This window comes from Mucilaginibacter ginsenosidivorans (assembly GCF_007971025.1).
GTDB lineage: Bacteria > Bacteroidota > Bacteroidia > Sphingobacteriales > Sphingobacteriaceae > Mucilaginibacter > Mucilaginibacter ginsenosidivorans.
This window is the reverse complement of record NZ_CP042436.1, coordinates 3,551,198-3,577,796: the sequence shown is the minus strand read 5'-3', so window position 1 is coordinate 3,577,796 and position 26,599 is coordinate 3,551,198. Positions and strand designations below refer to the sequence as shown.

Annotated in this window: 25 protein-coding genes; 10 read left to right on the top strand and 15 right to left on the bottom strand. The window is 42.7% G+C overall.

Translation table 11 applies throughout. The features are described from left to right. Positions 1 to 69 precede the first annotated feature (69 nt). Genes FRZ54_RS16420 through FRZ54_RS16410 form a run of 3 tightly spaced genes read left to right on the top strand, consistent with a single transcriptional unit; the run spans position 70 to position 2,519 of the window. Entirely contained in the window at positions 70 to 825 is a 756-nt protein-coding gene (locus tag FRZ54_RS16420) for a DUF4905 domain-containing protein (protein WP_147032666.1), read from the top strand. Between the two features lie 17 nt (positions 826 to 842). Continuing rightward, a complete protein-coding gene (locus FRZ54_RS16415; RefSeq protein WP_147032665.1) occupies positions 843 to 1,868 on the top strand; it encodes a LysM peptidoglycan-binding domain-containing protein in 1,026 nt (341 codons plus the stop codon). 6 nt (positions 1,869 to 1,874) lie between these two features. Continuing rightward, positions 1,875 to 2,519, top strand: a complete 645-nt coding sequence (locus FRZ54_RS16410) for a uridine kinase family protein (RefSeq protein WP_147032664.1) — start codon at positions 1,875 to 1,877, stop codon at positions 2,517 to 2,519. 21 nt (positions 2,520 to 2,540) lie between these two features. Here the strand turns inward: FRZ54_RS16410 and FRZ54_RS16405 are convergent, their stop codons facing one another. Beyond that, positions 2,541 to 3,197 (bottom strand): 3-oxoacid CoA-transferase subunit B, encoded by a 657-nt coding sequence (locus FRZ54_RS16405; RefSeq protein WP_147032663.1) that lies wholly within the window; start codon positions 3,195 to 3,197, stop codon positions 2,541 to 2,543. After that, positions 3,190 to 3,888: a CoA transferase subunit A gene (locus tag FRZ54_RS16400; protein WP_147032662.1), complete on the bottom strand. Its 699-nt coding sequence runs from the start codon at positions 3,886 to 3,888 to the stop codon at positions 3,190 to 3,192. The genes FRZ54_RS16405 and FRZ54_RS16400 overlap by 8 nt, the downstream gene beginning before the upstream one ends. Before the next feature lie 187 nt (positions 3,889 to 4,075). On the opposite strand from FRZ54_RS16400, the gene FRZ54_RS16395 reads away from it, so the two are divergent. Further along, entirely contained in the window at positions 4,076 to 4,549 is a 474-nt protein-coding gene (locus tag FRZ54_RS16395) for a hypothetical protein (RefSeq protein ID WP_147032661.1), read from the top strand. A 53-nt stretch (positions 4,550 to 4,602) separates the two neighbouring features. Here FRZ54_RS16395 and FRZ54_RS16390 read toward each other — a convergent pair whose 3' ends face one another. From FRZ54_RS16390 to FRZ54_RS16380, 3 genes are read right to left on the bottom strand one after another with little or no spacing between them, the layout of a single operon-like run. Then, positions 4,603 to 5,682 carry an SGNH/GDSL hydrolase family protein gene (locus FRZ54_RS16390; RefSeq protein ID WP_147032660.1) on the bottom strand — a complete coding sequence of 360 codons (1,080 nt, stop codon included), beginning with the start codon at positions 5,680 to 5,682 and terminating at the stop codon, positions 4,603 to 4,605. 10 nt (positions 5,683 to 5,692) lie between these two features. After that, positions 5,693 to 8,053 (bottom strand): endonuclease MutS2, encoded by a 2,361-nt coding sequence (locus tag FRZ54_RS16385; protein WP_147032659.1) that lies wholly within the window; start codon positions 8,051 to 8,053, stop codon positions 5,693 to 5,695. Further along, the gene (locus tag FRZ54_RS16380) at positions 8,034 to 8,558 is read right to left on the bottom strand and encodes a DUF4296 domain-containing protein (RefSeq protein ID WP_147032658.1); all 525 of its coding nucleotides are present in this window, start codon (positions 8,556 to 8,558) and stop codon (positions 8,034 to 8,036) included. Before FRZ54_RS16380 ends, FRZ54_RS16385 begins: the two co-directional genes overlap by 20 nt. Before the next feature lie 40 nt (positions 8,559 to 8,598). On the opposite strand from FRZ54_RS16380, the gene FRZ54_RS16375 reads away from it, so the two are divergent. The 4 genes from FRZ54_RS16375 (at position 8,599) to FRZ54_RS16360 (ending at position 11,902) form a co-directional block, all read left to right on the top strand. Then, positions 8,599 to 9,288, top strand: a complete 690-nt coding sequence (locus FRZ54_RS16375) for a YggS family pyridoxal phosphate-dependent enzyme (protein WP_147032657.1) — start codon at positions 8,599 to 8,601, stop codon at positions 9,286 to 9,288. Between the two features lie 75 nt (positions 9,289 to 9,363). Further along, positions 9,364 to 9,846 (top strand): GNAT family N-acetyltransferase, encoded by a 483-nt coding sequence (locus tag FRZ54_RS16370; protein ID WP_147032656.1) that lies wholly within the window; start codon positions 9,364 to 9,366, stop codon positions 9,844 to 9,846. Positions 9,847 to 9,947: 101 nt separating this feature from the next. Continuing rightward, the gene (locus FRZ54_RS16365; protein WP_187359643.1) at positions 9,948 to 10,646 is read left to right on the top strand and encodes a DUF3298 and DUF4163 domain-containing protein; all 699 of its coding nucleotides are present in this window, start codon (positions 9,948 to 9,950) and stop codon (positions 10,644 to 10,646) included. Beyond that, positions 10,646 to 11,902 (top strand): aspartate kinase, encoded by a 1,257-nt coding sequence (locus FRZ54_RS16360; protein ID WP_147032654.1) that lies wholly within the window; start codon positions 10,646 to 10,648, stop codon positions 11,900 to 11,902. Before FRZ54_RS16365 ends, FRZ54_RS16360 begins: the two co-directional genes overlap by 1 nt. On the opposite strand, the gene FRZ54_RS16355 is transcribed toward FRZ54_RS16360, so the two are convergent. Next, complete coding sequence (locus FRZ54_RS16355) at positions 11,903 to 12,622, bottom strand: DUF92 domain-containing protein (protein WP_147032653.1); 720 nt, start codon at positions 12,620 to 12,622, stop codon at positions 11,903 to 11,905. A gap of 33 nt (positions 12,623 to 12,655) precedes the next feature. Next, positions 12,656 to 13,324 carry a ferredoxin reductase domain-containing protein gene (locus FRZ54_RS16350; RefSeq protein WP_147032652.1) on the bottom strand — a complete coding sequence of 223 codons (669 nt, stop codon included), beginning with the start codon at positions 13,322 to 13,324 and terminating at the stop codon, positions 12,656 to 12,658. A 114-nt stretch (positions 13,325 to 13,438) separates the two neighbouring features. On the opposite strand from FRZ54_RS16350, the gene FRZ54_RS16345 reads away from it, so the two are divergent. Further along, positions 13,439 to 13,663 carry a hypothetical protein gene (locus tag FRZ54_RS16345; protein ID WP_147032651.1) on the top strand — a complete coding sequence of 75 codons (225 nt, stop codon included), beginning with the start codon at positions 13,439 to 13,441 and terminating at the stop codon, positions 13,661 to 13,663. A gap of 79 nt (positions 13,664 to 13,742) precedes the next feature. Here FRZ54_RS16345 and FRZ54_RS16340 read toward each other — a convergent pair whose 3' ends face one another. Both FRZ54_RS16340 and FRZ54_RS16335 read right to left on the bottom strand, forming a co-directional pair. Further along, positions 13,743 to 14,840 carry a fatty acid desaturase gene (locus FRZ54_RS16340; RefSeq protein ID WP_147032650.1) on the bottom strand — a complete coding sequence of 366 codons (1,098 nt, stop codon included), beginning with the start codon at positions 14,838 to 14,840 and terminating at the stop codon, positions 13,743 to 13,745. 45 nt (positions 14,841 to 14,885) lie between these two features. After that, positions 14,886 to 15,206: a hypothetical protein gene (locus FRZ54_RS16335; protein WP_147032649.1), complete on the bottom strand. Its 321-nt coding sequence runs from the start codon at positions 15,204 to 15,206 to the stop codon at positions 14,886 to 14,888. Positions 15,207 to 15,639: 433 nt separating this feature from the next. On the opposite strand from FRZ54_RS16335, the gene FRZ54_RS16330 reads away from it, so the two are divergent. Continuing rightward, the gene (locus FRZ54_RS16330) at positions 15,640 to 15,936 is read left to right on the top strand and encodes a VOC family protein (protein WP_228462518.1); all 297 of its coding nucleotides are present in this window, start codon (positions 15,640 to 15,642) and stop codon (positions 15,934 to 15,936) included. A gap of 69 nt (positions 15,937 to 16,005) precedes the next feature. Here the strand turns inward: FRZ54_RS16330 and FRZ54_RS16325 are convergent, their stop codons facing one another. From FRZ54_RS16325 to FRZ54_RS16300, 6 genes are all read right to left on the bottom strand, one after another. Then, entirely contained in the window at positions 16,006 to 17,568 is a 1,563-nt protein-coding gene (locus FRZ54_RS16325; RefSeq protein ID WP_147032648.1) for a glycoside hydrolase, read from the bottom strand. A gap of 62 nt (positions 17,569 to 17,630) precedes the next feature. Then, positions 17,631 to 18,653, bottom strand: a complete 1,023-nt coding sequence (locus FRZ54_RS16320; protein WP_147032647.1) for an aldose epimerase family protein — start codon at positions 18,651 to 18,653, stop codon at positions 17,631 to 17,633. A gap of 96 nt (positions 18,654 to 18,749) precedes the next feature. Continuing rightward, positions 18,750 to 20,573 carry a glycoside hydrolase family 35 protein gene (locus FRZ54_RS16315; RefSeq protein WP_147032646.1) on the bottom strand — a complete coding sequence of 608 codons (1,824 nt, stop codon included), beginning with the start codon at positions 20,571 to 20,573 and terminating at the stop codon, positions 18,750 to 18,752. Between the two features lie 77 nt (positions 20,574 to 20,650). Continuing rightward, entirely contained in the window at positions 20,651 to 21,805 is a 1,155-nt protein-coding gene (locus tag FRZ54_RS16310) for a glycoside hydrolase family 43 protein (protein ID WP_228462517.1), read from the bottom strand. Positions 21,806 to 21,816: 11 nt separating this feature from the next. Next, positions 21,817 to 23,163 (bottom strand): vanadium-dependent haloperoxidase, encoded by a 1,347-nt coding sequence (locus tag FRZ54_RS16305; protein ID WP_147032645.1) that lies wholly within the window; start codon positions 23,161 to 23,163, stop codon positions 21,817 to 21,819. A 4-nt stretch (positions 23,164 to 23,167) separates the two neighbouring features. Next, positions 23,168 to 26,503, bottom strand: a complete 3,336-nt coding sequence (locus FRZ54_RS16300; protein WP_147032644.1) for a VCBS repeat-containing protein — start codon at positions 26,501 to 26,503, stop codon at positions 23,168 to 23,170. Positions 26,504 to 26,599: the final 96 nt, after the last annotated feature.

Genomic DNA, 26,599 nt, shown 5'->3' with positions numbered 1-26,599 from the left:
TATGAATTTAAAGCTAACACCTTGCTACTTTCTATATAAACCTAAGCACCGAAATGCCATATTTGTAAAATGCTGTGGCCGTTCATTCTTCATTCATTCAAAGCCAATGTGTGGCGATTGGAAATCGACAGTCTGACCGACACCATATTTATTGAAACCCGCGACCCGGCCGATAAAAAAGTATTTTTCTCTTCCATCAGCCTAAAAACCGGAAAGGTAAACTTCAAAGACATTCAAACTGAAGAGCGGTGGCTTACCGGCATCGAATGTGGTTATGACGGTGTTTTGTTGTTACATAATTATCAGTCGGAATCTGCCCCAACTCACAAAGGATTAATTGCTCTTGATGCTTTTACCGGAGCGTTATTATGGCAAAATTTCAATCTTGCTTTCGATCATTTGAGCATCAGCGGACCAGTAATATATGATACGCGGCTACAGCCGCCCAAAATGATGACAGGCGATATAAGAAGTGGTAATATGCTAAGGAAATATGAGCCGTTAGCGGACCTTGAGCTGGCAAATTTTTTTGCTTTCCCGTCAGATGCTGAGCCAGAATTAATACCATCATTTCACTTGCCAGTACATCCTTTAGAAAATACAGTTCATTATCTTGACCACAATAATTTGAGAATTGTATCTTTGCACGCGATTGCAGAAGGGACACTGCAGCAACGTTTGTATATTATGAAGAACAGTGAGATGGTATATGAAGATTTGTTGAATGATTATATACAAAAATTGCAGCCCGAATCGTTCCTACTACATAAAAGTCAGCTGATCTACCTAAAAGACCGTTCACAATTAAAAGTTTTAACCCTATAAATGCTTTTAAAAATACGATGAAATTCAAACTGTTACTGATAACCGCAATACTCACCATATTTTCAATTAATGTTTTTGCCAAACCTGTTGTCGATTCTATCGGTGTTGAAAACCACAATGGTAAAAAAGTGATCGTTTACAAGATCAAAAAGAAAGACAACTATTACTCATTAGGCCGCCGTTTCCATGTACCGCCGAAGGAGATCATTGCTTATAACGATAATGCCAAAATGACCATCGGTCATGTTATAAAAATACCTACCGACAGGCCTTTTAAAGAACCGAAACACGAAACCGCTTCTTCTGAAAAGAAACATAAAAAGAAAGAAATAGAGCAACCAACCGAAGCAGAACAGCCTGAACAGCAACAGGTAGTCCAACATGCCAATCCGGTTCAGCAACCCCCTCAACCGCAACCACAGCCGGCAGACAACACTCCGCCAACGCAGTACAAAGTATCACCCAAAGAGACGCTGTACAGTATAGCAAAACGCTTTAATACTACGGTGGATGACATTATGAAGCAAAATAATCTGACTTCTAATAACATACAGCCGGGCCAAATATTAAACATCAAAGCCAATGTTCAGGGCGCTCCGGCTGCGGCAGCTACCACCCAAACAACCGCTGCGCCGGCACAGGCTTCTAATACAACAGATAGTATTGTGGCAAAACGCGACTCTACAACCATGGTTGTTTCTACACAGGACAGCAGCAATATAGAAGCCTACCACGCCAGTGCCAATAAATTCGGCTTATATGAAAAAGACGAAAAGGGTGCCGCTACCTGGATAGACGACGAAAATCTTGACCCTAACAAAAAGCTGGTATTGCACCGCACTGCTCCTATCGGTACGGTTATCCGCATAACCAATATCATGACCAACCGTACTACGTTCGCAAAGGTTGTGGGCCGATTTGCCGATAATGAGCAAACCAAAGATGTGATCATCGTTATGACCAAAAATGTAGCTGAATCGTTAGGTGCGTTGGACAAACGCTTCCAGGTGACCTTAAGCTATGGTGTACCAAACGAGCAATAATTTTTGATGGGAAAAAAGCCGTTCATAATAGGAATAGCCGGGGGAAGCGGGTCGGGTAAAACTTTTTTCCTGAAATGTTTCCTTGAACATTTTACAGCTGATGAGGTTTGCCTGGTTTCCCAGGATGACTACTACCATCCGGTTGCAGCCGGCATGACGAAGGAGGAAATCGCGCTCTATAATTTCGATCTGCCCAAAACGATCAACAACGGTCAATTAATAGACGATATTAACCTGCTGATCAATGGGCATACGGTTTATAAGGAAGAATACACCTTTAACAATCTCGATATCGTTCCGCAGATACTGGAAATAAAACCTGCCCCGATCCTGATCGTAGAGGGCCTTTTTATTTTTCATTTCAAAGAGATCGCCGAAAAGCTAGACCTCAAGATTTTCATCGAAGCTGAAGAACAGGTAGCATTATCCCGCCGCCTCAAGCGCGATCTGGAGGAACGCGGCTATTCGCACGAGGATGTGTTGTACAGATGGGAAAACCATGTAATGCCCGCTTATAAAGAATACCTGCTGCCCTACCGCGACGAATGCCACCAGGTCATCGTGAACAACACACAACAAGCGGATGAGATCATTATGGTGACCGAGGTAATATCCAGGGAATTAAGGGAGAACGTACTTAGTGGCGAATAGTTCATAGCAAAATTACTATAGCTATATTACCATCTCAGGTACGTCACCTTCAATTATCAATTTACCCTCTGTCGCATCTTTTATATGTTCCACGCTTACACCCGGCGCCCGCTCTAACAGTTTAAAACCGCCCCCGGGCAACACATCAAGAACCGCCAATTCAGTAACTATCTTTTTAACGCAGTGGACGCCCGTTAAGGGTAGGGTGCAGTTTGGCAATAATTTTGATTCCCCCGCTTTGTTGACATGCTGCATCGCTACAATAATGTTCTCGGCTGATGCCACCAGGTCCATGGCCCCGCCCATACCCTTTACCATTTTTCCCGGTATTTTCCAGTTCGCTATATCGCCGTTTTCAGAAACTTCCATTGCGCCTAGAATGGTCAAATTAACCTTCCTGGCCCGAATCATCCCAAAACTCATTGCCGAATCAAATATCGCCGAACCCGGCAGCGTAGTAATAGTTTGCTTTCCTGCGTTAATGGTATCCGGGTCTTCTTCACCCTCGAACGGAAATGGGCCCATTCCTAAAAGCCCGTTTTCAGATTGTAATACGACGCTGATACCATCTGGGATGTAATTGGCCACCAGCGTGGGTATGCCTATTCCCAGGTTCACGTAGTAACCGTCTTTTATTTCTTTAGCAATTCGCTTTGCTATTCCTTCTTTATTAAGCATGTTTTCTTACCGTACGTTGTTCAATCCTTTTCTCATAATTGGCACCCTGGAATATCCGATGGACGTAAATCCCTGGCGTATGAATGTGATCCCGGTCCAGCTCGCCTGGCATCACCAGTTCCTCTACTTCAGCAATTGTTACCCTGCCGGCCATAGCCATTACCGGGTTAAAATTGCGGGCCGTAGATCTATATATAAGGTTACCCATTGTGTCCCCTTTCCAGGCTTTTACGATAGCAAAATCCGCATCAAAGGCCATTTCCATCAGGTAATCCTTACCGTTAAAATTACGGACCTCTTTACCTTCCGCTACTTCGGTCCCGATACCCGCAGGAGTAAATATCGCCGGCATGCCATAACCTGCTGCCATGCAACGGGTTGCCAGGGTGCCTTGCGGTATTAATTCAACTTCCAGTTCGCCACTCAATAGCTGGCGTTCGAATTCAGCATTCTCACCCACATACGACGAGATCATCTTCTTAACCTGTCGCTGCTTCAGCATCAGGCCGATGCCAAAATCATCGACACCTGCATTATTGGAGATACAGGTAAGGTTTTTTATGCCTTTTCTTACCAGTGCAGCAATACAACTTTCGGGCAGGCCACATAATCCAAACCCACCGACCATTAGGGTCATGCCGTCCTGTATATCCCGGATTGCTTCGTCGGCATTGCTAACAATTTTATTCATATAAAACATGATCGAATGATTTAAGCGATCAGCACGATGCTTCTTTGGTCACAAACATAAATCGCTTACATAATAATTGGTGGATAAAACTAAGAAATAAATCCTATGCATGCATAATAATAAAAAGGCGGTTTTTTAAAACAATTGAAAATATCTGCGATTGTATTAGTATCAATTACTCTAAGATATGTTAAAGGAAGATGAAACACCGCATTCTGATCGGCGCGAACGCGATGCGCAGCACAACGAAAATTCAGCTAAGCCCGACGCCTACCGTGTTAAAGATGATAACAACCTGGAAGAAAAGGATCTTAAAACGCACTACATTTTCGGCGATAGTAAAATGAAAGATACTAATGCTCCGGGAATGGAAGGTCAGGGCATGGGTGGACAGGCTTTCGGCCAAAATAACCTGACGCCATCCGGTGATGATAAAGATAACCCGTCCCGAAACGCAGGCAAAGGCAACGCTTATTTTAACCGCACCCAGCCTGCCGAGGAACATCCTGAAAACTCAAACTTTAAGCCTGGAGACGACGCAAATAATTACCAGGAAGGTACAGCTGACAATGATGGAAAGGGCGATGCTCAACCCAATATTCCTGGTCCGAACGAACTGCCGGATCAGCAGAAAGTAGGCGAAGATAAGAACACGATTTAATGATTTAAGCGATCAAATGTGATCCTGCAAAACCATTAAAATCCCCAATAGTGTCACCATTTAATATTTTGCTCAATAAAAGCGATCAGGTCGTCGGCCATTGCCTGCTGTTCTTTTACGCTGGGATGACCGGGTGTGTTTTTGTAAGGGAAAAAATGTGTTAAAATATTTTTATCACCAATTTGTTCCGCGGCCTTTTGTATATAACCGGGCCAGGGCGAATCCGGGCTTACGGCATCCATACTACCCAATGCACAAATGATCTTTGCCTTCGGGTACTTGTCGCGAACAGTCTTCACAAACTCTTTATAGGCTTTTATTATTTGTTCTTCCGTTGGCGCCTTGTCGCCAAACCTAGCTTTAAACTGGCCATTTTGTGGTATTTTAGTTATCCACTTGTCGTTCTGAAACAGGTTGATAACCACCAGATCAGGGGTGTATTTTGAAAAATCCCATTTACTTTCAGAATCGGTCGCGTCGATCCGATTATACATTTCCGGCATTATCAGCGGGTCCCAACTTACCATGATACCAATTCCGCTGCGTGCCGTAAGGTTGAATTCGGTGTCAAAATGTTTAGCGGTTAGCGTAGCATAGCTGAAATAGGCATCTTCGAAAGGCGCTGTGCCCCTGTCGCGACCAGACGAATCGATATCCGCATAGCCGCACGTGATCGAATTGCCAAAGAATTCCATTTTACGTTTTTTAACCGGTGGCGCGGGCAATATCGATGCGCCCTTGTCGAGTGAGAACTGGTAAAGCCAGGTTTTTCCCATGGCCCATTCAGTACGTTTAAACAATTCAATGCTGTGATTACCTTCGGGTAGGCCGCTTGCAAGCGTGTAATCCCTGCGGATGCTATCTGGTTGCAATACAGAAGTAACTTTCCCGTCCAAAATGACATCTATATAATTTATACCGTGTTCATCCTTTAAAGTAGCCTTTAGCCCCGTACCCCTGAAATTTATTTTAGCGGATGAAGCAGACCATGAAAGTTCCGCAGCCTCATCGAGCATTTTTATACGGCCCATATATTTGATATGAGTGTCGTGGCTCCTGATAACAACTGTTTGAGCGTGGCATATAAAACTGCCCAGACTAATAAAGAAAAGAAAAAGGAATTTAGGTTTCATGGTCAATGGTTTATTTCAAATATACGTAAGTAATGCCGTCTCCGCCCCTGTCTGCGTGTTCATCTTCTATGCGGCTCACGGCATCGTATTTTTTTAAATAATCGCGAATTAATTTACGCAAAATACCGTCACCTTTTCCATGTAATATTTTCAGGCTCCCAATGCCCATCATCAGTGCCCGGTCCAACAGCTTTTCAATTTCATACAACGCCTCTTCTCCCCGCTTCCCGCGTACATCAATCTCCGGACTAAAATTTGCCACATCCCCGGTACCGGCACTAAAGCTCCTCCTGATTTCTTTCGGAACTTCTTTTTTTGATACCTTTTGTACCCGGTTCTTCCTGGCTACGGTACGCAGGTTGCCGATGGCAATGATCACGTTATCCTTTGCTATTTCCATCACCTGGCCGGTAGTTTCCGAATCGGTCAGTTTCACCCAATCGCCGGGTTTCAATTCTTCATTTGCTTTTGCAGCCTTGGTCGGTTCGGTTTTTATCGTATTCTTTTCCAGTTCCCGGTTCAGGTTTTCCCGCAACATGCGTGTCTTTTCTTTATCGGCGTTGCTATTTTTTATACCCGCTATGGTATTTTCAACTAACTTATTGGCATTTAGTATAATGGTGTTAGCCTCCTGTTTGGCTTCGCGAATAAGGATTTTTTTATTTTCTTCAAGATAGCTTTTTAATTTCTCGTTCTCGCTCAACAGGTTATCCACCTGCCTTTGCTGCCTGTCCAGTTTCAATTTGGTGTCGTATATTTCCTTCTTCTCTCTTTCAAGGTCGACTAATAAGGTATCGACTTTCTTTTGATTAACGCCTATCTTATTTTTGGCAAGGTCGAGCACTTGCTTCGGCAACCCGATCTTTTGCGCAATTTCAAACGCATAAGAGCTCCCGGGTTTACCCACTTCAAGCATGTAAAGCGGCCGCATTTCTACATTGTCGAACAGCATCGAGGCATTCTCTATCCCTGGTGTGTTACTGGCGAACAGTTTCAGGTTTGAATAGTGCGTAGTGATAACCCCGCGAATGTGCTTTTGGTTAAGTGTCTCCAAAACAGCTTCCGCTATCGGGCCACCAAATTGCGGGTCGGTACCTGTGCCGAACTCATCTATCAGCACCAGCGTTTTGCCGTTAGCCATCTCTACAAAATTCTTCATTTTGGAAAGATGCGCACTGTAGGTACTCAAATCACTATCAATGGATTGATCGTCTCCGATATCAACAAACATTTGTTTGAAGACTCCTATGGTACTTACCTCTGAAGCTGGTATCAGTAACCCGGCCTGTGTCATCATTTGCAGTAACCCAACCGTTTTCATACAAACAGATTTGCCCCCTGCGTTCGGCCCTGAAACTACTACAATCCTGGCGTCTTCGTCAATCGAAATATTCAGGGGTACAACCGTTTTCTTTTCTGCTTTAAAGCTCAGGTACAATAAAGGGTGTCGCGCGTTTTGGAGGGTTATTTTAGCATCATTCACCAGCACCGGCATTTCAGCTTCTATATCAATCGCAAATAATGCCTTCGCACGAACAAAATCTATTTTGGTCAGCAAACCATGATACGATAACAAAAGCGGAACATAAGGCCGCAATTCGTCTGTCAAACCGGTCAATATCCTTACTATTTCGCGACGCCGCTCAAATTCCAGGTCGCGGATGCTATTATTCAATGAAAATACTTCTTCCGGCTCGATATACACAGTTTGCCCGGATGCCGATTCATCGTGAATAAAGCCTTTTAGTTTGCGTTTATTTTCGGCGAGCAACGGTATACATAGTCTCCCGTCGCGAACAGTTAAAGATCCGTCGGCTGTCCATCCGTTAGCCGAGGCATTTTTAAATATCTGATCGATCTTCCGCCTTGCCTCGTGTTCGGCTTTGGCAATGCCCGCTGTTATATCAGCCAGTTCGCGCGAAGCGTTTGGCCTGATCTTGCCTTTCTGATCGATAATCACTCCTATTTTTTTGAGAATTGATTTTTCAATCGGTAAATGCTCAAATAAGGCTTCAAGGTTGGGATACTGTCCTTCGCGTTCATTAAAATAGTCAATAACCGCAAATACGGTTGACAATGAAGCCTGCACCTGGAAAAACTCTTCTTCACTAAGAAAGGCACCTTCTATCTTCGCTTTATTTGCCAGCGATTTAATATCGAAGAAATGATGGATGGGCAATGCCTCATCATTCTCTAATATATTTTTGAACTCATTGGCTTGGTGTAAGAATTTCAGGACCTGGTCATAATTATTCATTACCTGTATCTTGTCAACCATTTGCTGGCCCATGACACTCAGGCAATGCGCTTTTATCAGTTCCTTTATCTCAGTAAAGCCAAGCTTTTCAACACTATTTGATGGGATCAGCATTCGGTTTACGCTTAAAAGGTACAAATCGTTTGATCGGGGCGGGTTGAGTACGTGGTTTGATTTTGGGCGTATCAATTGGCTTTGTTTGTGTCGCCGGCTGTTTAGGTAATTTTTTGATGGAGTCCGCCTTTCTTTTTGCGTCCGCGGCTATCTGCTGTTGGTTAACTTTATTGAGTGAGTCTGACTTCTTTTTCAACACATCCGATACCTGCTCATACATTTTCACAAGCAGTTCAGGGTTTTGGGAATAATACTGAAGGCTTTTTTTGAATTGATTAGAATCTGTATGGAAACTTTTGAACACCATCAGGTATTTGGCGGTGCCATATTTGAACAAACTATCGGGCACCTGCATTACATTATACATACTGCCATCGGTAATATGTATCTCGGTTAACAGCCTGGTCATCCTGTCAGGCTGAATTATGTTGTCAGGTACGCGGTCGCCGCCGCAAGCCCCGCAGAAAAGCAATAGTGAAAAAAACAGGATATTATATTTTTGCATTCTTTATTTTAGCGGCATTATTAAGCAAAACTACGGATAAATGAGCATAGCAGATAATATCAGAAGCTTAAAAAACGAAACCTCGGTCATTCATGTAACGCTCATAGCCGTATCCAAAACCAAATCGAACGAGGAAATAATGGAGGCCTATGATGCAGGACAACGTTTATTTGGTGAAAATATGGTGCAGGAACTGGTAGAAAAGTATGAAACGCTACCGAAAGATATCCAATGGCACCTTATCGGGCACCTGCAAACCAACAAGGTAAAATACATTGCGCCGTTTATTACAATGATACAATCCGTCGATAGCATCAAGCTGCTGCAGGAAATTGATAAGCATGCACAAAAAAACAACCGGGTTATTGATTGCCTGCTGCAAGTGTACATAGCCGATGAGGAAACAAAATATGGCCTGGGTTTCGACGAAGTGATAGAGATGCTCCGTTCCGAAGAATTCGTTAATATCAAACATGTGAGGGTACGGGGAATGATGGGAATTGCGACGAACACAGAAAGTGAAAAGCAAATAAAAGAGGAATTCTACGAGTTAAAAACGTTTTTTGAAGGTATCAAACAAAGCTATTTCCGCAAGGAAAACAGTTTTGATACCTTGTCAATGGGCATGTCGTCCGATTACAAGATCGCTATCGAACAAGGCAGCAATATGGTGCGCTTGGGGAGTACGGTGTTCGGGCAGCGGGTGATCAAACACTGGAAAAACAATTAAGACGCAATTTTTAGATTTTAAAAATCGACACGATTTAACCGGTCACATAATCCACTGACCTATTATGAATGACAAATGATCAATAACCAGATACAATTAAGAATTGCAAAAAGGGAAGATTGCCCACGACTGATGGAGTTGGTAAATGAACTGGCTCTGTTTGAACGCGCCCCTGATGAAGTTACCGTAACGCTTGACGAGTTTGAAAAAGCCGGTTTTGGCCCGAACCCGGTTTGGAAAGCCTATGTTGCCGAGTGGGAAGGTTTTGTCGTCGGTTTCGCTATTTACTACGTGCGTTACTCTACCTGGAAAGGTTGCCGTCTTTACCTTGAGGATCTCATAGTTACTGAAAGCTGGCGCGGAAAAGGAGTCGGTAAATTATTATTTGATAAGATGATTGAAGAGGCAAGCGAACTGGGATTTAACGGCATGACCTGGCAGGTGCTTGATTGGAACGAGCCTGCAATTAAGTTCTACAATAAATACGAAGCTACTATCGAGGACGGGTGGCTGAATGGCTCGCTCTCAAAAGAGCAAATAAAAAATTATAAATTATGAATCGTAGGCTTAGTCTGTTAGTTGTAGTTATATTTAGTTTATACTCATGCCATAGGTCGGCTCCTAAAAATAGTGGGGCGACCACGACAAAAGACACACTTGTGTATACTTATAAAGTTGTTAAGCAACGGGCCTCTGACTGTGGTGATAAGCCCGATACTTCCTGTACGGTTGCCAAAGTGACCTACCCTTTTTTCCCCGACCAGAAAGTCCTGAACGACACGGTTGTTAAGAGGTTGCTTATTGCGTATTACACAGGTGATAAGCCCGATAGCAGTTTGCAGCAACAAACTCAGAAGTTTATCCAGTTTTACAATTACGATACGACGCGTAATGCCGATCATCCGAATGTATTTTACACCCTGGAATCAAGTGCAACCGTTGTCAGGCAGGACTCCAGCCTTATCACTTTGCAGATAGACCGGTATACTTACGATGGCGGTGCACACGGAAGCGACTATACCGGCTTTATTAACTGGGATACCGGCGCCAATAAAAAAATTGAACTCGGCGATATCTTGTCGCCCGGGAATGAGGAAAATTTGAGAGCTATCGCCGAAAAAAATTTCCGGAAGCAGGAGAAATTAAGCGATACCGGTTCGTTTACAAATTATTCTTTTAAGGGCCGCAAATTCGCCCTAAACAATAACTTTTTGGTGACCCCTATCGGGATCAGTTTCCTGTACAATGAATATGAGATAAAACCATATTCAGAGGGTCAAACGACCCTTTTGATACCATATATGCAAATCAAATCCTTGTTGCGGACAAATACTGTAATAAGCCAATATATCAGATAATGCTTGTATTCAAATTCGGAGGTGCATCGGTAAGGGATGCAGCCGGGGTGATAAACCTTTCGGAGATTGTCAGAAAATACACCGGTCAGCAATTGCTCATTGTCGTTTCTGCAATGGGCAAAACAACCAATGCGCTCGAACGGCTCACTAAAGCTTATATGAACGGAACTGACGAATTACCCGATATTTTTTCGGAGATCAAAGATTATCACTTCAATATAGCAAAACAGCTTTTCGACCCGTCCCACTCAATATTTAATGAAGTTGCAAATACGTTTGTCGAGATAGACTGGATGATAGAGGACGAACCGCACGACGACTATGATTTTGTTTATGATCAGATTGTATCGATCGGAGAATTGGTATCGACCCGTATTGTTGCAGCATATCTTAATCATGCGGACATAAAATCACAATGGGTTGACGCACGCGGATATATTCATACTGATAATAACTACCGGGAAGGAAATGTGGACTGGGAGAAGACCATGGTCTCAATTAAAAATGACATTCCAAAATTATTGGAAAAAGGCATTGTCGTGACCCAAGGGTTTTTAGGCGGAACATCGGAGAATTTCACAACAACGCTGGGGCGCGAAGGTTCGGATTATACAGCGTCTATCTTTGCTTCATGTCTCCAGGCAGAGTCGGTTACTACATGGAAGGACGTACCCGGTATACTGAATGCCGATCCAAAATTTTTTAGTGATACCGTCAAATTTGATGAGTTATCGTATACCGAGGCCATCGAAATGACTTATTATGGGGCTAGTGTAATTCACCCAAAAACCATCAAACCTCTACAGAACGCCAAAATACCGTTACTCGTAAGATCATTCAATCATCCCGACGAGCCAGGCACTATTATCAAAGAAACGGCGAACACTGCTTTTGAAAAGCCGGTGATCATCCTTAAACAAAACCAGGTATTACTGTCAATTTCAGCAAAAGATTATTCATTTATCTCCGAAACCCATTTAAGTGAAATATTTAGCTTTTTTGCCAAAAACCAGGTTAAAGTAAATATCATGCAAACATCAGCGTTGAGTTTCAGTGTATGTTTCGACCTGAAACATGAGCGGTTTGAAAAGCTGCTGGTTGCCCTTGCCCCGAATTTTAAAGTGAAATATAACGAAGAAATTTCGCTGATAACCATCCGTCACTATAAACTTGGGGCGTTGCGCGACCTGGTAGGCGGTAAAACCGTTTTGCTTGAACAGATCAGTCGGAATACGGCACAAATGGTTATAAAATAATTACCAGGCCAGGCTCACAAAGGCCAGCACAGATAGTGCGGCGATCAACGTATTCAGGAAGTTGACCGAATCGTTATTTAAGCCACCCTTTCGTTCGAAGACAGCACCCAGAACAGAATCAGCCAGGTTGCCGATTGTTCCTGCGCAGATGATCCAAATGAACGTCATGTGCGATAGATGGCCCTGCGAATAAATAGCAGCAATAAGAGCAGACCCGATGATGCCAATCAACAGTCCTTCAAGACTGATAACGCCGTCAAGCCCTTTTGTTTCTTTTTTTAACGTGATAATATTAAAGAAGCTACGACCGTAAACCATTCCCAATTCGGACGATAAAGTATCTGCTGTTGCCGAAGCAAGCGCGCCTGCCATCATTAGCCCGAGTAAATACGTTTGCTGCGGGATGAATATCGCAAGCAGACCCATTATTGCAGCCACGCCCCCATTGGCCAATACCTGCCCCGCGTTCCGGCTGGCTGACTGATCGGATTGAGCTTTGAATCGTATTTTGTCTTGCTTTTTCCAACTTGTAGCCAAGGTGCCTGATATAAAAAAAACCGTGAGTATGCTTAAACCAATATATCCGAAACCTGCGAATACCAATAAGCCTACGGTTCCGCCGGTTAACCCTCCTGCTGCGGTTAGTTTGCCGGTCCTGATACTAAGTAAAACAGCTACAACCAGGAAAATTGCAACAATTAAATAATCGGAAACGGCCATTTTCTAAATAATACAGCCGTAAATTTATAAGGATTATTCTTCTATTATAATGCACTCTTTGCTTTTGCCCAACTCCTCCAGGCATTTTACCATATCTTCTGTAAACTTATCAGGACCGCACACATAAAAATATTTCATGTCATCTGTGGCGTACTTTTGGATAAGTTGCTTATCAATATGGCCCTGGAGGAATTTAGGGTTGTCTGTTTTATCCAGGATATTGATAAAGTTTTCACCAAGCATCATTCGAAACTCATCATTCAAAATAATGTCGTTTACCGACTTGTTAGCAAAAAGCAACTTGCAGTTATTTACATGCCCATCCCTATACAATTGTCGCAGTATAGCGATGAAAGGCGTTACTCCTGCCCCACCTGCTATAAATAAACCAGGGCCTCTAAAATTGATCGCGCCCCAAACATCATGAATGATCAATTCATCGCCGCCGTTTATATGCTGTAACTTATTGGTCATTCCGTCATGATCCGTATATATTTTGACCGTAAACTGCAAATTGTCCCATTCATTAAGTGATGTGAATGTAAACGGGTGAAGGTCATCTTTTAAACCCTTTTTATTCAGGGATACATCAGTGGCCTGCCCGGGAAAGAATTTGTATCCTTTTGGCTTCTCGATATCAAATTGCTTTACGTTATGTGTAATGGAGCGTGTTGCCAATACCTTTACAATATGTTTTTCCATGGCCGTAATATTTAAAGTACAAAATTCGCATCTAATTGTTGGAATACCATCTAATTCTATCAAAATGACGATCGAATAAAAATTTATTTTACATTTGTACCAAAATAACCATTAATGAAAACAACAAGCATATTCATCACTCTTGCAGGCATAGCTATCCTGATAACTTGCCTTATTTATTTCAGGCCGGCGCTGAATGTCGTTGATTCTGATCCTATGACCATTAACCCTAAGGGCGGCATGACCTCTGAGTGGCCTTTGTTTATCGGCATATTAACAACATTTGTAGGTGTGATCTTCTTTTTCATATCCACCAACGATAAAACCGCAAAGAAATAAATCATTAATTATTTCCGGTTTCATAAAAAAGGACATACCTGTTGCAGGTATGTCCTTTTTGTTTTTTGATGTAGGCATATCAACTCACGTTGATCTGTTTATTAATGTCTGTGCGATTGGCGGTTAGTTCGCTCCCGGCACATGCTTTCATTTTACTTTCCAGGTAAGGCTGGTGATATTGCCTGTAATAATCTTTTTTTGAATCCTTGTATGATTTTACAGCTCCTATCATGCTCATGAACTTGATATAATACCATGCAGTATCAACCTGGTATGGCCTGAAGCCGCTGCGGGCGCTTTTGGGGTACAGGTGATGATTATTATGCCATTCGCCGGCTACAAAACCTGGCCAAAGCTGGTTGATGGAATTATCTTTCTGATTATGGTCAACCCCTTCGCGTTTTTTGTCTTTTCCTTTTCCATGTCCCTCGTAGTTAAATGTACGTACGCCTATGGCCCAGAATCCTGCTGAACCGAATATGGTGCAGGCCAGAGCATGACCGCCAACGAGGTAAAAAGCCAGATACCAAAACGACCAGTTGAGTATCCACGACATTACGGCGCGATATGGGTTTACATACGAACCCCATTTTTGATATTGCGCGTAAGTATTCGCTTTAACTCCCGTGTGTTTCATTAACGCTTTTACGCGGCAATAGTCATCTTCACTCAGGTTTTTCGCAATAGGCTGATGATTGACGTCGGCAAGGAAACAATACCAAAAACCAGCTTCGGCGTTGTATGGGTCGCCCGGTTGATCTGATTTGGAATGATGGACGTGATGTGATATAGCATATATTTCCTCAGGGATGATGCTTATGGTAAGGTTTTGTGTAAAAAAACGCCAGAAAGGGTTACGAAAATGGTACGCGCCATGCGTACAGTACCTATGGTGCCATATGGTGCCATGCGTGCCTAATATGACCATGCTATACATGAATCCTACCAGCAACATCCAGGGGTCCATGTATTTGAACAGGAACAAAATAAAAAACGGCACCAGGCAAAGCACCTTGAACCAGCTAAAAAAAGGCAACCAGTTTTTACGGTTACTAAAAACATTCAGCCGTGAAAAAAACTCGCGCAATATTTGCCTGATACTTGGTTTGATCAAGTCGCCCTGTACGTCTTTCCATCCGTAGGCCGGGGCTTGCAATACATGATCTAAAAATGCCATTCAATTTAATAAATTAGGGTTCAAAAATTGGGTTCCTCAATAGGTTTAGCGGAGCCTTTTTGGACTAAAGGCTATAATGTAGGCAAGACCGTCGCTTAATACCGTGCGAAGATCTATCAATTGTTCTTCTTTACTCATGGATTGCTGTAGCTTTGATTTTACAGTGTGAAAGACGTCGAGGATCAATTCAGGATACACCTTACTTGCTACCGCAGGATAATACTCACGCTGGATCTGCTTTTTTTCTGCTTCAGTTACCAATTTCAGGCTCCATGGCTCGTCAGGTTTAAATCCATGCTCTTTGGCTTCATTCATCAGGTCATAGAGGTATAGCCTTGCCTGACTCTCCAGCGCTTGCGTGTCCATAAATGGTTTCTATTATTTGCCCAAAATGAATTTCGCAGGAATGCATTCATCCTCTTCGTTCACGTGGTGTAAGTTTTTGTACAATAATTGTTTATGCCTGCCTTGGTATGTAGCTTAAAGATCACCGAAAATGGAAACAGGCAAAGTCTAAGGAATATGACCCAGAGTGGAACGTACTAAAGGTACGTATTTTTTACGTAAAACTGACATTCCTGCAATTTATTTTCAACTCCTAAAAGGTGCCGTTGTAAAATCCCTGCTTTGTGCAGCTTTTCTGTTGGGCTATGGTTTCAGCCGAATAACCAACCAGGTCAACAGCGGTCCGAGTGTAACGGGTGTCGGCGGTATTTTTTTTAGGCCAAAGACCCCACGGCGCTGAAAGCTTGGTACAGCGAGAATTTGGGTATCTGTATGGGAGGATACGGTTCAACTTTTGAATGGCACCAGGTCATGGACAGCACCAAAGGGGTTTACCGCATGGGCGCCGTTTAAGGAAACCACCAAATACTTTCAGCCTTCTGAAAAGCAATTCATGATCAATTACGGCGTGGAAGGCTTGGACCAGCTTTTGACCCAAATGAGAGCGGCTGGCGTTATGCCGACTAATAGCGTCGAAAAGACCAGCTATGGTAATTTTGTAGACCTGATGGACCCAGAGGGCAATAAGATCGAACTGTGGGAGCCTAATTATGTGGAATATACCAAAATGGGCACCCTCACCACCAAATAAGCAGTCGGCTTACAGATTTAGTTAAACGCAAGAAGGCCCTTTCAGCTTAATTTCATCGGTATTTAAGAATTAATTTTCATCCATTACCAAAGTGTAAATGGACCGTGGCCTTATATTTAAAATGTCATCAGGTCTCCCTTTCCGTTCCGCTTTCATATTGTCATCAGCCATTGCCGTAGTTACATAGGATTGACAGGTTTTAAACTTTCCACCCGGTATATCCAGGTGCAACTTTTTCACCAGGCCGCCGTTATTAATGATAACTACTATCAATTTCTTATCGCCGTAAAAAGCGCTGGTAAGTAAATCCTTACTTGTTTCCTCCAAATTAAGCCTCGCCATTCCTGGCCGGATAAACCTGCTAAAATGCCCCAGTGCCCAAAGGTTTTTGGTGATTTCAAAACTGCCTGATTTAAAATCGGTCGAGGGATGGAGAGCGAGCAAATAATAGCGCGGATTGATATCAGCTGCGCCCGGCTCCCATGAATTCCAGAACTGCCAGCTTGATGCGTTGCCGTACGTAAGGTCATAATATATAAGTTTGGCTAAGAACATAGCACAATCAAAGCCACTCCGGTTACCCCGCCCCCCTTCCTTAAAGCCATCACCCAGCATAGAATATTCCGATTGCCAATATTCTACTTTATATTTTTTTGCGGTATCGGCCACTTGTTGCCTTATATTGATCGCTTTTTGCGTCGTATCATCAGTAAAATAGCCATGCCCGGCTATAAATTTACCCAGGTGCGGCAAATTCCCCAGGTATAAGGCGCTGTCTGCAGACCAGAAATTTTGTATTTGGCTGCCGTTCATACTGTTTTTGGGTGTACTGTATAAATAGTTAAGCATACCTGCTTCAGGTATCAATATACGGTTTGACAGTTGGCGGGCCGTCAAAGCCTGATCAAGTGTTTTAACCACTTTGAAAATTTCTTCATTGGTATACGGACTACCCTCCTGGCTCGCTTCACCAAATTTATTATACCATTGCCATTGCGGCTCATTTACGGGGCTTATAAAGCTGAAGTAAATATTTTCGTTATTAAAATGTGTCAACACCACGGCCAGGAAGTCCGCATAGGCACTATATTTATCTGCTGGCAGATTAGCATTTCCGTCTTTCGTGGTTTTATAACCTAAATGGTTTTGAGTGTAATAAACGGGTGGACTGTTTACAAAAGCTATTAAATTTTCAACCCCGTAGGCACGGGCCTGTTTAACAAACCAAAGGTATCCTTGCTCTTTATTCCAGTTGTAAGTACCGTCGGCATTTAAAAAGCATTCAGTTCTTCTGTTAACATCTTTAATGCCGCTGCTGTCGCCCTGTTCTGCAGTACCGGCACCTATATTAAAGCGCCAGGCCGAAAGGCCAATTCCTTTTGGATTACCTTGCTTGTCTATTGCTTTACTGAAAAGTAGCTCAGCCATACGTTTTTTTGTGCTATCTGGCCAATAAAGCCCTATGGACTCAGAATACCAACATCCCGAAGCGCCAAAACTTTGAATGGTCTGTGCTTTATTTTTAAGGTCGATGGTTATTGTAACAGGTTTTTGCGCCCGCAGTTGAGTTGAAATTGTGAGAACCAATATGATAACAGCAAGACGGGATGTGTATGGGATAGTGAACTTCATATCAAAATGTTAAAATATCAAAAGTGCCATTTTAATTTAACGCATCATTATTCATTATCATTTCATTTATAGAAATCACTTATAAACCGATAAATAATGGTATGAGGCGGGTTTTTACCCGGATTGAATGTTATGAGCGGAAGAGCGAAGCGGTTTAGCGAATCAGATAATGACTGTGGTGCCATGCAAAATCCTGTACGGGAATAATTTTCCATCCCCTCATTTATTGAACCTGTACTTTTTTTAAGGCTACCAGAATAAAAGTGTAGCGCTGGTTGGTCGGTAAACACCTCCATCAGAATACCACTTTTGTCCCCACTAACTTTTGCTACCGATGTTCTGTTACTATGCTTATTCAACACAAAATTGTGATCATAACCTCTACCGTTATTGAGCTGTACATGGTTATCATTGATGCGGATGCCGACAGCCGTCGGTTTTGTAAAGTCGAAAGGCGTGCCTTTCACCATATCTATTTCCCCGGTAGGTATTAGGGCAGAATCTATCGGCACGTAATGATCCGCTCTGATCAGCAACAAATGATGTCCAATGGTTCCGCTTTTTACTCCATTAAGATTAAAAAAAATATGATTTGGCATATCGATCGTGACAGCCCGATCGGTATTCGCATTGTACTCGATCTTCAACTTATTGAAATCATCAATGGTATACCTGATCGTTAGCGTTAGGTTGCCCAAAAACTCACCTGCATAATCTCGAGACTTATAGGTAAACGCGATTGTCTGCGCCCCTTTCAGAACTATTTTCCAATTTTTTGACCGAACATTATATTGTTCATCATGGATGATCTTGTGGTCGTTATTCGCAACTAATTGGTAATATTTTTCACTTAACTTCAAGTCAAGGTAATTATCAATTGCCGATATATGATTGGGTTCAGACAAACGAACACATTGTTCTGCTCCGTCGAAATTATGTACGATATTAATGCGATTCCCATTTTTGTCGGGAATTTTTAAATAAACAAGTTTGGCACCGCAGGCAGTAAAAGCAGCTTCCATACCACGACTGTTTCGAATAACATATAGGTCCCGGGTTTCAGTCTGTTTTTTATAAAATAGCATATTTGCTCTGCTTGGTAAAAAGGCGCTTCCATCTCACCTGAAGCGCCCTGGAGAAATCAACTAATCATCAATCAATCTTTTTATATTTTGAAACACCTATTCCAGCTCATTCAAAATAGGCGTCCCGATACTTTTTAATATTGTTTGATCCGTTTTGATCAATTCAAAGACAGCCACCTCATTTCGGCCTTTCTTTAACCATTCAGCCGGCAAATAAACAGTTTGTTGTGGCCCAACAGACCAGTACCTGCCCAGATTATGGCCATTAACCCAAACCACACCCTTGCCCCATTTACGCATATCCAGGTAAGTATCGGCTACGGTGTTAAGGTAAAATGAACCTTTTTTGACGACAGGCGCGTTGGTACTTACCGTATTATTGCCATTAAAATTGATTGTATTGATATGGTTAAACGGCAGGCTGTACATTTGCCAACCTTTAACCTGATTGCCAGAAAAATTCACGCCCTGGGTTATACCCTTTTTATTTTGCAGCAAGTATTTCCCGAAATTGATACGGCCCAGGTTTTCAACCAGTATATCCAGTTTTACCTTTCCTTTTGGCAGCGCAATATTGATACTGTCTTGGTTCTGCCTTCTGTCTAATATTCCAGCCCTTTTACCATTAATTAATATAATGGCATAATCGCGCAAACCGTCCAATTTCAATATCCCCGCCCCCCCACCGCTAAGTGTGGTACGATACAGCATAAAACCATAGGCCTGATTCAGATCTTCAAAAGTAAGCGGTGTTGCATTTTTTACCGCAGCTGGTAAAATATCCAATATACTGCGTGTTTGCGACAGCGTTATCCGGGGTATGATTATAGTAGGTTTAGATGAAGGAACATCGGAAAGGACCTGCCCCTCAGGCAGGTGCTTTCTGATGACATCCCTGAATTTCATAAACTTATCCGTAGGGTTGCCCGCTTCATCTAACGGCGCGTCATAATCATAGCTGCTGATCTGTGGTTCGTAAGGTGTTCCATCTTTAAAATTAGCACCATTCATAAATCCACGGGTAGTCCCACCGTGAAACATATACATATTGATAGATATACCGGCAGCCAGTACCGAATCAAGCTTTGGCAAAAATTGCTCGGCTGAAACTATATGATGTTTGGTTCCCCACCAGTCAAACCATGCGGGATACCATTCCGCTATAAAATAAGGGCCTTTACCATCGTGGTTATTATCAATTACTTTCTTAACTTTTCTTACATCGTCGATACCATTTACAGCAGGCAGCAACCCCGGCAGATGCCCGTTTTTAACATCTGATTCAGGGTCACAAGTATAAAGCAAGCCATCGAAGCCCGCCTCTTTGAATAGCTTTTGATTGATACTGAGATATCCTTTATCGGCACCGTAAGAGCCATACTCATTTTCGATCTGTACCATCAAAATATTTCCACCATGGTTTACCTGCAAGTGCGCCAGTTGCTTACCTACCTGCATAATGTATTTTCTGTATTCATCCAGGTATCGCGCTTCTTTACTGCGAACGATCAATCCTTTTTCCTTTTCAAGCCAATACGGATATCCTCCAAACTCCCATTCTGCACATACATAGGGGCTTGGCCGAAGAATAACCCATAGCCCTTCTTCCTGGGCTATTTTAACAAATTCAGCAACGTCGTTATTTCCTGTAAAATCAAATACACCTTTTTGAGGTTCGTGCAAATTCCAGAAAACATAAGTACCTATTGTGTTCAGACCCATAGCTTTGGCCATTTTCATTCTTTGGCGCCAGGCCTCACGGGGCACCCTTGGATAATGCATCTCTCCCGAAATGATCTGGAATGGTTTATTATCAAGTAAAAAGGCATCATCGCCTAATTGAAATGTATGTATTTGAGCAAATGTATTCCCGACATTTAAAAAAATAAGTACAAATAATATCAGTTCTCTCAGTTTCATTTTAGTATTTAAAAAAGTTTTTCTTTGTGTCTTATCCAGATGAGGGGACTCTAATTTGATTGTTCGATCAATAATTTTTACTGATCAAAAATTTGCAGGTTCCATTTATCAAGCCAGTTAATTTGTATATCATCATCCTTAAAAAGGATGGGCAGCCATAAGTATCTTCCGTCAATTGCATTTTGGGGTTCCCATTTATCTGCCATAAAAATAAATGCGTCCTTTTTCCCTTCAACAGGCAACACGAAGGTACTTTGCCCGTTAAATGTAAGTTGCGCATCCGGTCCTTTGCAGGGGTTTCCATGAAAAGTCCAGGGGCCCCATATACTGGCAGCAGTAAACCAGCGGGCTTCATTCGGCGCCCAGCCAGTACAACCCGACCCTATCATATAATAGATGCCATTCCTTTTAAACAATGCCGGAGCTTCTGTTTGGTGGCCTATATAAACCCTCGCAAATTTTCCTGTATAGCCAGTGTAACCGGCATCCAATTCAGCTATTTGCAGGGTATAATTCTCTTCGGACGAAAACACATGATAAGCTTTCCCATTATCATCCATGAAAATTGTCATATCCCGCACCATTTGCCCGCCAGCAAAATCGCGGTAAAAAAATTTATTGGCCTTATTGAAGGTATCGGCGCAGTTAACTTTTTCCGTTTCGGGGGTCCCGTGCGGATAGAAAGGCATTTTACCCGCATTGGCCCTGAGGCTTTTTAAATATTGGTATGGCCCTGTTATTTTATCGCTAACTGCTACCCCGGCTAAGGCTGCTGCATATCCTTTTCCTTTCAACTCCAGATGGAACCACATGACGTATTTTTTGGTTTCCTTATTGTAAACCACTTTTGGTCTTTCAATGATGCTGCCCTTGGTTATATCACTTTTCGGATCGTCACTTACCTTTAAGACGACTCCTTCGTCCGCCCAGTTATACAGATCTTTTGACGAGTAACAATGTACGCCAACCTGTGCTGAATTACCTTTTTTACCCTCAATTTTATGTTCGCCAAACCAGTAATAGATGCCATTTTGATACCATATTCCTCCGCCATGCGCATTGATATGCAGCCCATTGTTATCGGGCCATATTGCCCCCGGGCTGAAACTGGTGTTCGGAATGTTAAGTTTTGATTGTGCTTCTGTTTGGACTATAACTGCCAATAAAAAACACAACAATGAAGCATAGTGTATTTTTCTTGTTACTATCGCTATAAATAAGTTATTTGCCACAGCTTCAATTGTTAATAAGGGGTTGCATTACCCTTAACTTTACTTAATTTACTTAACACCCACTGCCCTACTTTGACCCCCTGTATCATCCCATTATCAATTGCATCTTTAAAGTGGATACCACCCCAAAAGCGCGACATTCCTGCTTCGGCGGCAGCCTCGTTGAACGAATTAAAGGTGCGGGGAGCGAGGCCATATTTTTCTTCCACATTATCCGTGTAATGAAATTTATCTCCAAAGTAACCGGTAAGGATTGCCGCCGATGTTGACGATATCACCGAATGGCCACTAATATATTCGGGAAACGGCGGCGTTTGCAGAAAAGGCTTCCAGTTAACATCAATATACCTGCGGATGGCTGTTTCGGGGCGGATACGGTTAGTACGATATTTATCGTCCCAGCAACATATAAAACTATCCATCAGACCGACGCCTACAATGGTATGAATCTCCATCGCCTTCGAAAAGCCTGTTTTTGCCTGCTGGCAGGCTATCCCTGTAATTCCCATCCAATGCGCTCCGGGCGATATCTTTTTAAAGCCGATCATCATATGTCCGTTATCCTGCAAGGCGAACGGGTTGCAGTCCCAAAAACCAGCTATGGTGCGTTGTTCGTCCGTTAATCCGTAACTGCTTGCCTTATAGTTCATCACCATGAATTTGTAAAAGGCAGAGTTCTTATTGGTAGAAAAAGGTATGGGCGGATCGGGCAGAAACTGCGAAGCAGAATCGAGGGTGAGCGGACGGATCGTGTTAAAATAAGGTTCAACCGGGGACATATAAGCGGGTGGTGTTGGATACCAGCTGCTGTCCTTTCCCAGGGGTGCATATCTGGGAAAATTACTGATCTTGTTATACTTGTCTTTTTTGGCATAACCAAGTACCTGCTTGCTGATAGCCTGCGCATAGTGCTTCGAACTATCAATAACGTCATAAGTAAAACCACTCTTTTTACAAGAGTCTAAAAAGCTCTTCTCGAATTTGGTCATCAAATATCCGGATGGCTGTAGTTTGGCCGCCGTCTCCATCATGGCGATCACCGCACTCAGCTCATAAGAGTAACCAGCAGCATATTCTGGCTTTTTAATAAGCGGGTATCCATTTAAAATACCATGCATGCTTTTAAAACTCTTGTCGTTTTCCGATACCACTTCATAACCCGCCAGGCAGGTATAGGCAAAAAAGCGCCCGGCAAGAGGCGGATTGGTTACATCATGTACCATTATGCCCGTCACGTTATCTATTACTTTAGCTATATCGGCACTGGTTAATACAGGCATCGGTTTCTTATTGCTGCAGCTATTATACAAAGCAACAGCGGCCAGTAGTATCGTTATTAATAAAACCTTCGCTTTCATGCATTTAGTTTTCCTTATAGGCCCTTATCCCCTGCTGGTTGATACCGAACAACAGCACATGATTTACCTCCGTAACACTTCTGACATCTCCCCATAGCTTAAAGCCAGATTGCAGCTGTGGAATGTATTGAAAATGACCTTTGCCGTCCCCTTTTAATAAAGTGCCATAATTGGCATCATATTTTCCGAAACGCAGTCTCGCCCGGTTTATATTACCGCACAAAAGCAAATCCTGATTGCCATCATGGTCATAATCTAAAACAGTTATGGTATATACCGGCGCAAATTGTACCTCTAAGGGTAATGCGGATGAATGCAGCTTGCCTCTTGCATCGCTCAAAAAACAAGTTGTGGCCAAATTATCTGCCTGCAAATGTCCTGCACCTTTTAACTCGGCCGGCGTGAATATATCGGTAATAGATGCGTCAGCATAGCTTTTATAATCCGGAAAGCGTGAGCGCATCATACTGATCTGCTCCAGCAATTCGTCGCGCGTAACGTAGGGGTAACTTTTGTGTTGTATATAAAAACACAGGATAGGGTCAACAGCTCCATTAGCTTCAAAATCTTTATAATACATTTCGGCAGGTTCGCCGATACTGGCCTTGCACTGTGTATTTAGCCCTTCATTGCCAATTACAAAATCAGGATGACTATCGTGGTTCAGATCAGCAACGAGTATTTTGTTCCACCACCCGCTAACTGGCTGGTCAAAGTAATCTTTAGTGTGGTTTACCAGTTTGTCGCCTTCATTGATAAGGATTGTCACGGGCATCCATTCGCCTACTAAGACCAGGTCGGGTTTCTTATCCCCGTTCATATCCACCCATGCGGCATCGGCAACCATACCTATATGCTGTAATTGAGCATTGAATTTTGCGGTTTGATCTGTAAAGTGTCCTTTGCCATCATTGATAAGAATATAACTCGCTGGCGTTTCGGGATACCTGCCTGGTATTACTCTGCCGCCAACAAATAAGTCGGGAAAACCGTCGGCATTAATATCCGCCACTTTTACGCAACTCTTGCTGCTGAGCATGACAGGTAAAGCATTTTTTGCTTTTGTAAAATTGCCTTTCCCATCGTTCAGATAAAGTCTGTCCTGCAATAAGGGGTCATCGGGAATATAACTATCATATCCTCCCGAACTTATATACAAATCTGGTTTACCATCGCCATTGGCGTCAAAAAACACAGCATCAGCGTCTGTACTTTTTTTATCCGCCTCAAAAACCGCCTCGGGCTTTGCAGTGAATTTACCATTGGCCTGCTGTATATACAATGAACCGGATGAGCCATTGCCTCCGCCTACATAAACGTCTTCAAGCCCATCGCCGTTCACATCCCCTTTTGTCATACATGGTCCCGAAAACGATAAGGGATTTATCATAAGTGGCTGCCGCTTAAAATCATTGATGTCATTTTTGCTTTGCCTGTTTACTATAGCGGGAGCAACTTCGGTAAAAATAGGTTTAACAGTTTTGGGGTGATGTACAATGCTAACCGCATCTTTCTCGTTAAGCGTTAGTTCCTGATCGGCTTTAATATTTTTTATTATCTGCTGCTTCCCTTGCTGCCATACAATGCCTAGAGAATCGACCAGTTTATCTTTCCCCAATCCGAAATGAAGTATCGGTGATACGCTGGATTGAAAGCCCCTGCTGGGCATCTGTTCCAGATATTGTTTTTTATTTTTTATGTAGATGGTAACCTTAGCGCCTATGCCCTGTGTATTTTTCCTGGCACCTTCAAGCCGGAGTTGCAGATAATGATTACCAGATTGTTCATTGGATTCATTTTGATAGATAAACGCCGGCAGATTGACATTATTAACCACCAGATCCAGATCGCCGTCATTATCAAGATCGGCGTAAGCTGCGCCATTACTATTCGACGATTGCGTAATACCCCAGGGGGCGCTTGTATTAGTAAATGTTAAATTGCCATTGTTTTTGAAAAAATAACTCTTGACTTCCGAGGATGGCATTTGCTGCACCAGGTTATATATATCCTTTCGCATCAATCTTTTATCCTTCATAAAATCGCCCATGTATTTCATGAAGTCCATATTGGTAAAATCGCGGGTATAGCCGTTGGTTATAAAAATGTCTTTCAAGCCATCGTTATCATAATCGGCCAACAAAGGAGCCCAACTCCAGTCGGTATTCGAGATGCCGGACAACTGACCAATTTCGCTAAAGGTGCCGTTGCCGTTGTTTATTTGCATCATGTTCCGCATATACTGATAGTAAAATCCGGTACGCAACGACAGATCAAATTTTTCGTAGTTATCCGGTGCAAACAATAGTTTTTGCCGGTGATTATCCTCGGGAAGCATGTCGAGCGTAAAAATATCAGGTAAACCATCGTTATTTATATCCGAGATATTGTTGCCCATGGAAAATTCGGAGGTGTGCCCAACAGCTTTTTGCAGCTTGTTAGTGAAAGTACCATTGCCGTTGTTGATATATAAAAAATCAGGTATGGTATAATCGTTAGAAATATAGATATCCGGCCAGCCGTCCCCATTGACATCGGCTACGGCCGCACCCAACCCATAGGTAAGATCGGAACTGCTTATGCCAGCCTGCCCGGTTACATTTTTAAAAACACCGTTGTCATTTCTGTATAACCGAACCCCATTGGGCGAATTGGATTTTTTTAAGATCGCAGCTGTATTTGCTTCGTCCAGAATGGGTAATTGAGTAGGACTGTGGTTTAGCAAAAACATATCCAGATCGCCATCTCTATCATAATCAAAGAAAACGGCCTGGGTACTGTATCCGGCATCAGCTAATCCGTATTGCCGGGCTTCTTCCGTAAAATGAGGGATTCCGTCCTTATCATTTCCCTGGTTAATAAACAACTGATTTTCGCGCTTCTCAGGGCGCAAATTGCCCGAATAACAAACATAGATATCCAGTTTACCGTCACCGTTGATGTCTACCATCGTTACACCAGTTTTCCAGGGCCCGGGCCGGCCGGCTACTTCGGCGGTTTGGGTAATATCCTTAAACTGCATGTGCCCTTTGTTCAGGTACAGCTTATCATCGGTCATATTGCCGGTAAAATAGATATCCAGCAGGCCATCGCCATTCACATCGCCCGTAGCCACACCACCGCCGTTATAAAAATACTCATACATCAACACATTGGTATTCAGCCCCTCGGTTAACACATTGTTAAAATCCACGTGAGTTTGTTCAGGAGGAAGTAGTGTAAATAGCGGGTGGATCTCGTTGTCTGTTGTTTCTTTATTTTCAACTTTATGCGTACATCCTGCTGATGCTAAAAGTCCAATAAAAAGTAGTCTAAGAAATAATTTACTGTGTGTATTCACAAAAATGGGGGTTAAATTTAGATAAAGAGTAAAATTTAAGAGAATGCCGGCCTTTTATAGCCGACATTCCCCTTAGTAAATATAAACAATTTTATA

Bases quoted from the DNA above. Each gene is read 5' to 3' on its own strand.
- FRZ54_RS16415 (WP_147032665.1), top strand. From the start codon at position 843: ATGAAATTCAAACTGTTACTGATAACCGCAATACTCACCATATTTTCA.
- FRZ54_RS16390 (WP_147032660.1), bottom strand. From the start codon at position 5,682: ATGAAACCTAAATTCCTTTTTCTTTTCTTTATTAGTCTGGGCAGTTTT.
- FRZ54_RS16420 (WP_147032666.1), top strand. From the start codon at position 70: ATGCTGTGGCCGTTCATTCTTCATTCATTCAAAGCCAATGTGTGGCGA.
- FRZ54_RS16380 (WP_147032658.1), bottom strand. From the start codon at position 8,558: ATGCAAAAATATAATATCCTGTTTTTTTCACTATTGCTTTTCTGCGGG.
- FRZ54_RS16320 (WP_147032647.1), bottom strand. From the start codon at position 18,653: ATGCTATTTTATAAAAAACAGACTGAAACCCGGGACCTATATGTTATT.
- FRZ54_RS16405 (WP_147032663.1), bottom strand. From the start codon at position 3,197: ATGCTTAATAAAGAAGGAATAGCAAAGCGAATTGCTAAAGAAATAAAA.
- FRZ54_RS16345 (WP_147032651.1), top strand. From the start codon at position 13,439: ATGAAAACAACAAGCATATTCATCACTCTTGCAGGCATAGCTATCCTG.
- FRZ54_RS16350 (WP_147032652.1), bottom strand. From the start codon at position 13,324: ATGGAAAAACATATTGTAAAGGTATTGGCAACACGCTCCATTACACAT.
- FRZ54_RS16375 (WP_147032657.1), top strand. From the start codon at position 8,599: ATGAGCATAGCAGATAATATCAGAAGCTTAAAAAACGAAACCTCGGTC.
- FRZ54_RS16335 (WP_147032649.1), bottom strand. From the start codon at position 15,206: ATGGACACGCAAGCGCTGGAGAGTCAGGCAAGGCTATACCTCTATGAC.
- FRZ54_RS16305 (WP_147032645.1), bottom strand. From the start codon at position 23,163: ATGAAAGCGAAGGTTTTATTAATAACGATACTACTGGCCGCTGTTGCT.
- FRZ54_RS16370 (WP_147032656.1), top strand. From the start codon at position 9,364: ATGATCAATAACCAGATACAATTAAGAATTGCAAAAAGGGAAGATTGC.
- FRZ54_RS16325 (WP_147032648.1), bottom strand. From the start codon at position 17,568: ATGAAGTTCACTATCCCATACACATCCCGTCTTGCTGTTATCATATTG.
- FRZ54_RS16360 (WP_147032654.1), top strand. From the start codon at position 10,646: ATGCTTGTATTCAAATTCGGAGGTGCATCGGTAAGGGATGCAGCCGGG.
- FRZ54_RS16340 (WP_147032650.1), bottom strand. From the start codon at position 14,840: ATGGCATTTTTAGATCATGTATTGCAAGCCCCGGCCTACGGATGGAAA.
- FRZ54_RS16385 (WP_147032659.1), bottom strand. From the start codon at position 8,053: ATGCTGATCCCATCAAATAGTGTTGAAAAGCTTGGCTTTACTGAGATA.
- FRZ54_RS16315 (WP_147032646.1), bottom strand. From the start codon at position 20,573: ATGAAACTGAGAGAACTGATATTATTTGTACTTATTTTTTTAAATGTC.
- FRZ54_RS16395 (WP_147032661.1), top strand. From the start codon at position 4,076: ATGTTAAAGGAAGATGAAACACCGCATTCTGATCGGCGCGAACGCGAT.
- FRZ54_RS16355 (WP_147032653.1), bottom strand. From the start codon at position 12,622: ATGGCCGTTTCCGATTATTTAATTGTTGCAATTTTCCTGGTTGTAGCT.
- FRZ54_RS16400 (WP_147032662.1), bottom strand. From the start codon at position 3,888: ATGAATAAAATTGTTAGCAATGCCGACGAAGCAATCCGGGATATACAG.
- FRZ54_RS16410 (WP_147032664.1), top strand. From the start codon at position 1,875: ATGGGAAAAAAGCCGTTCATAATAGGAATAGCCGGGGGAAGCGGGTCG.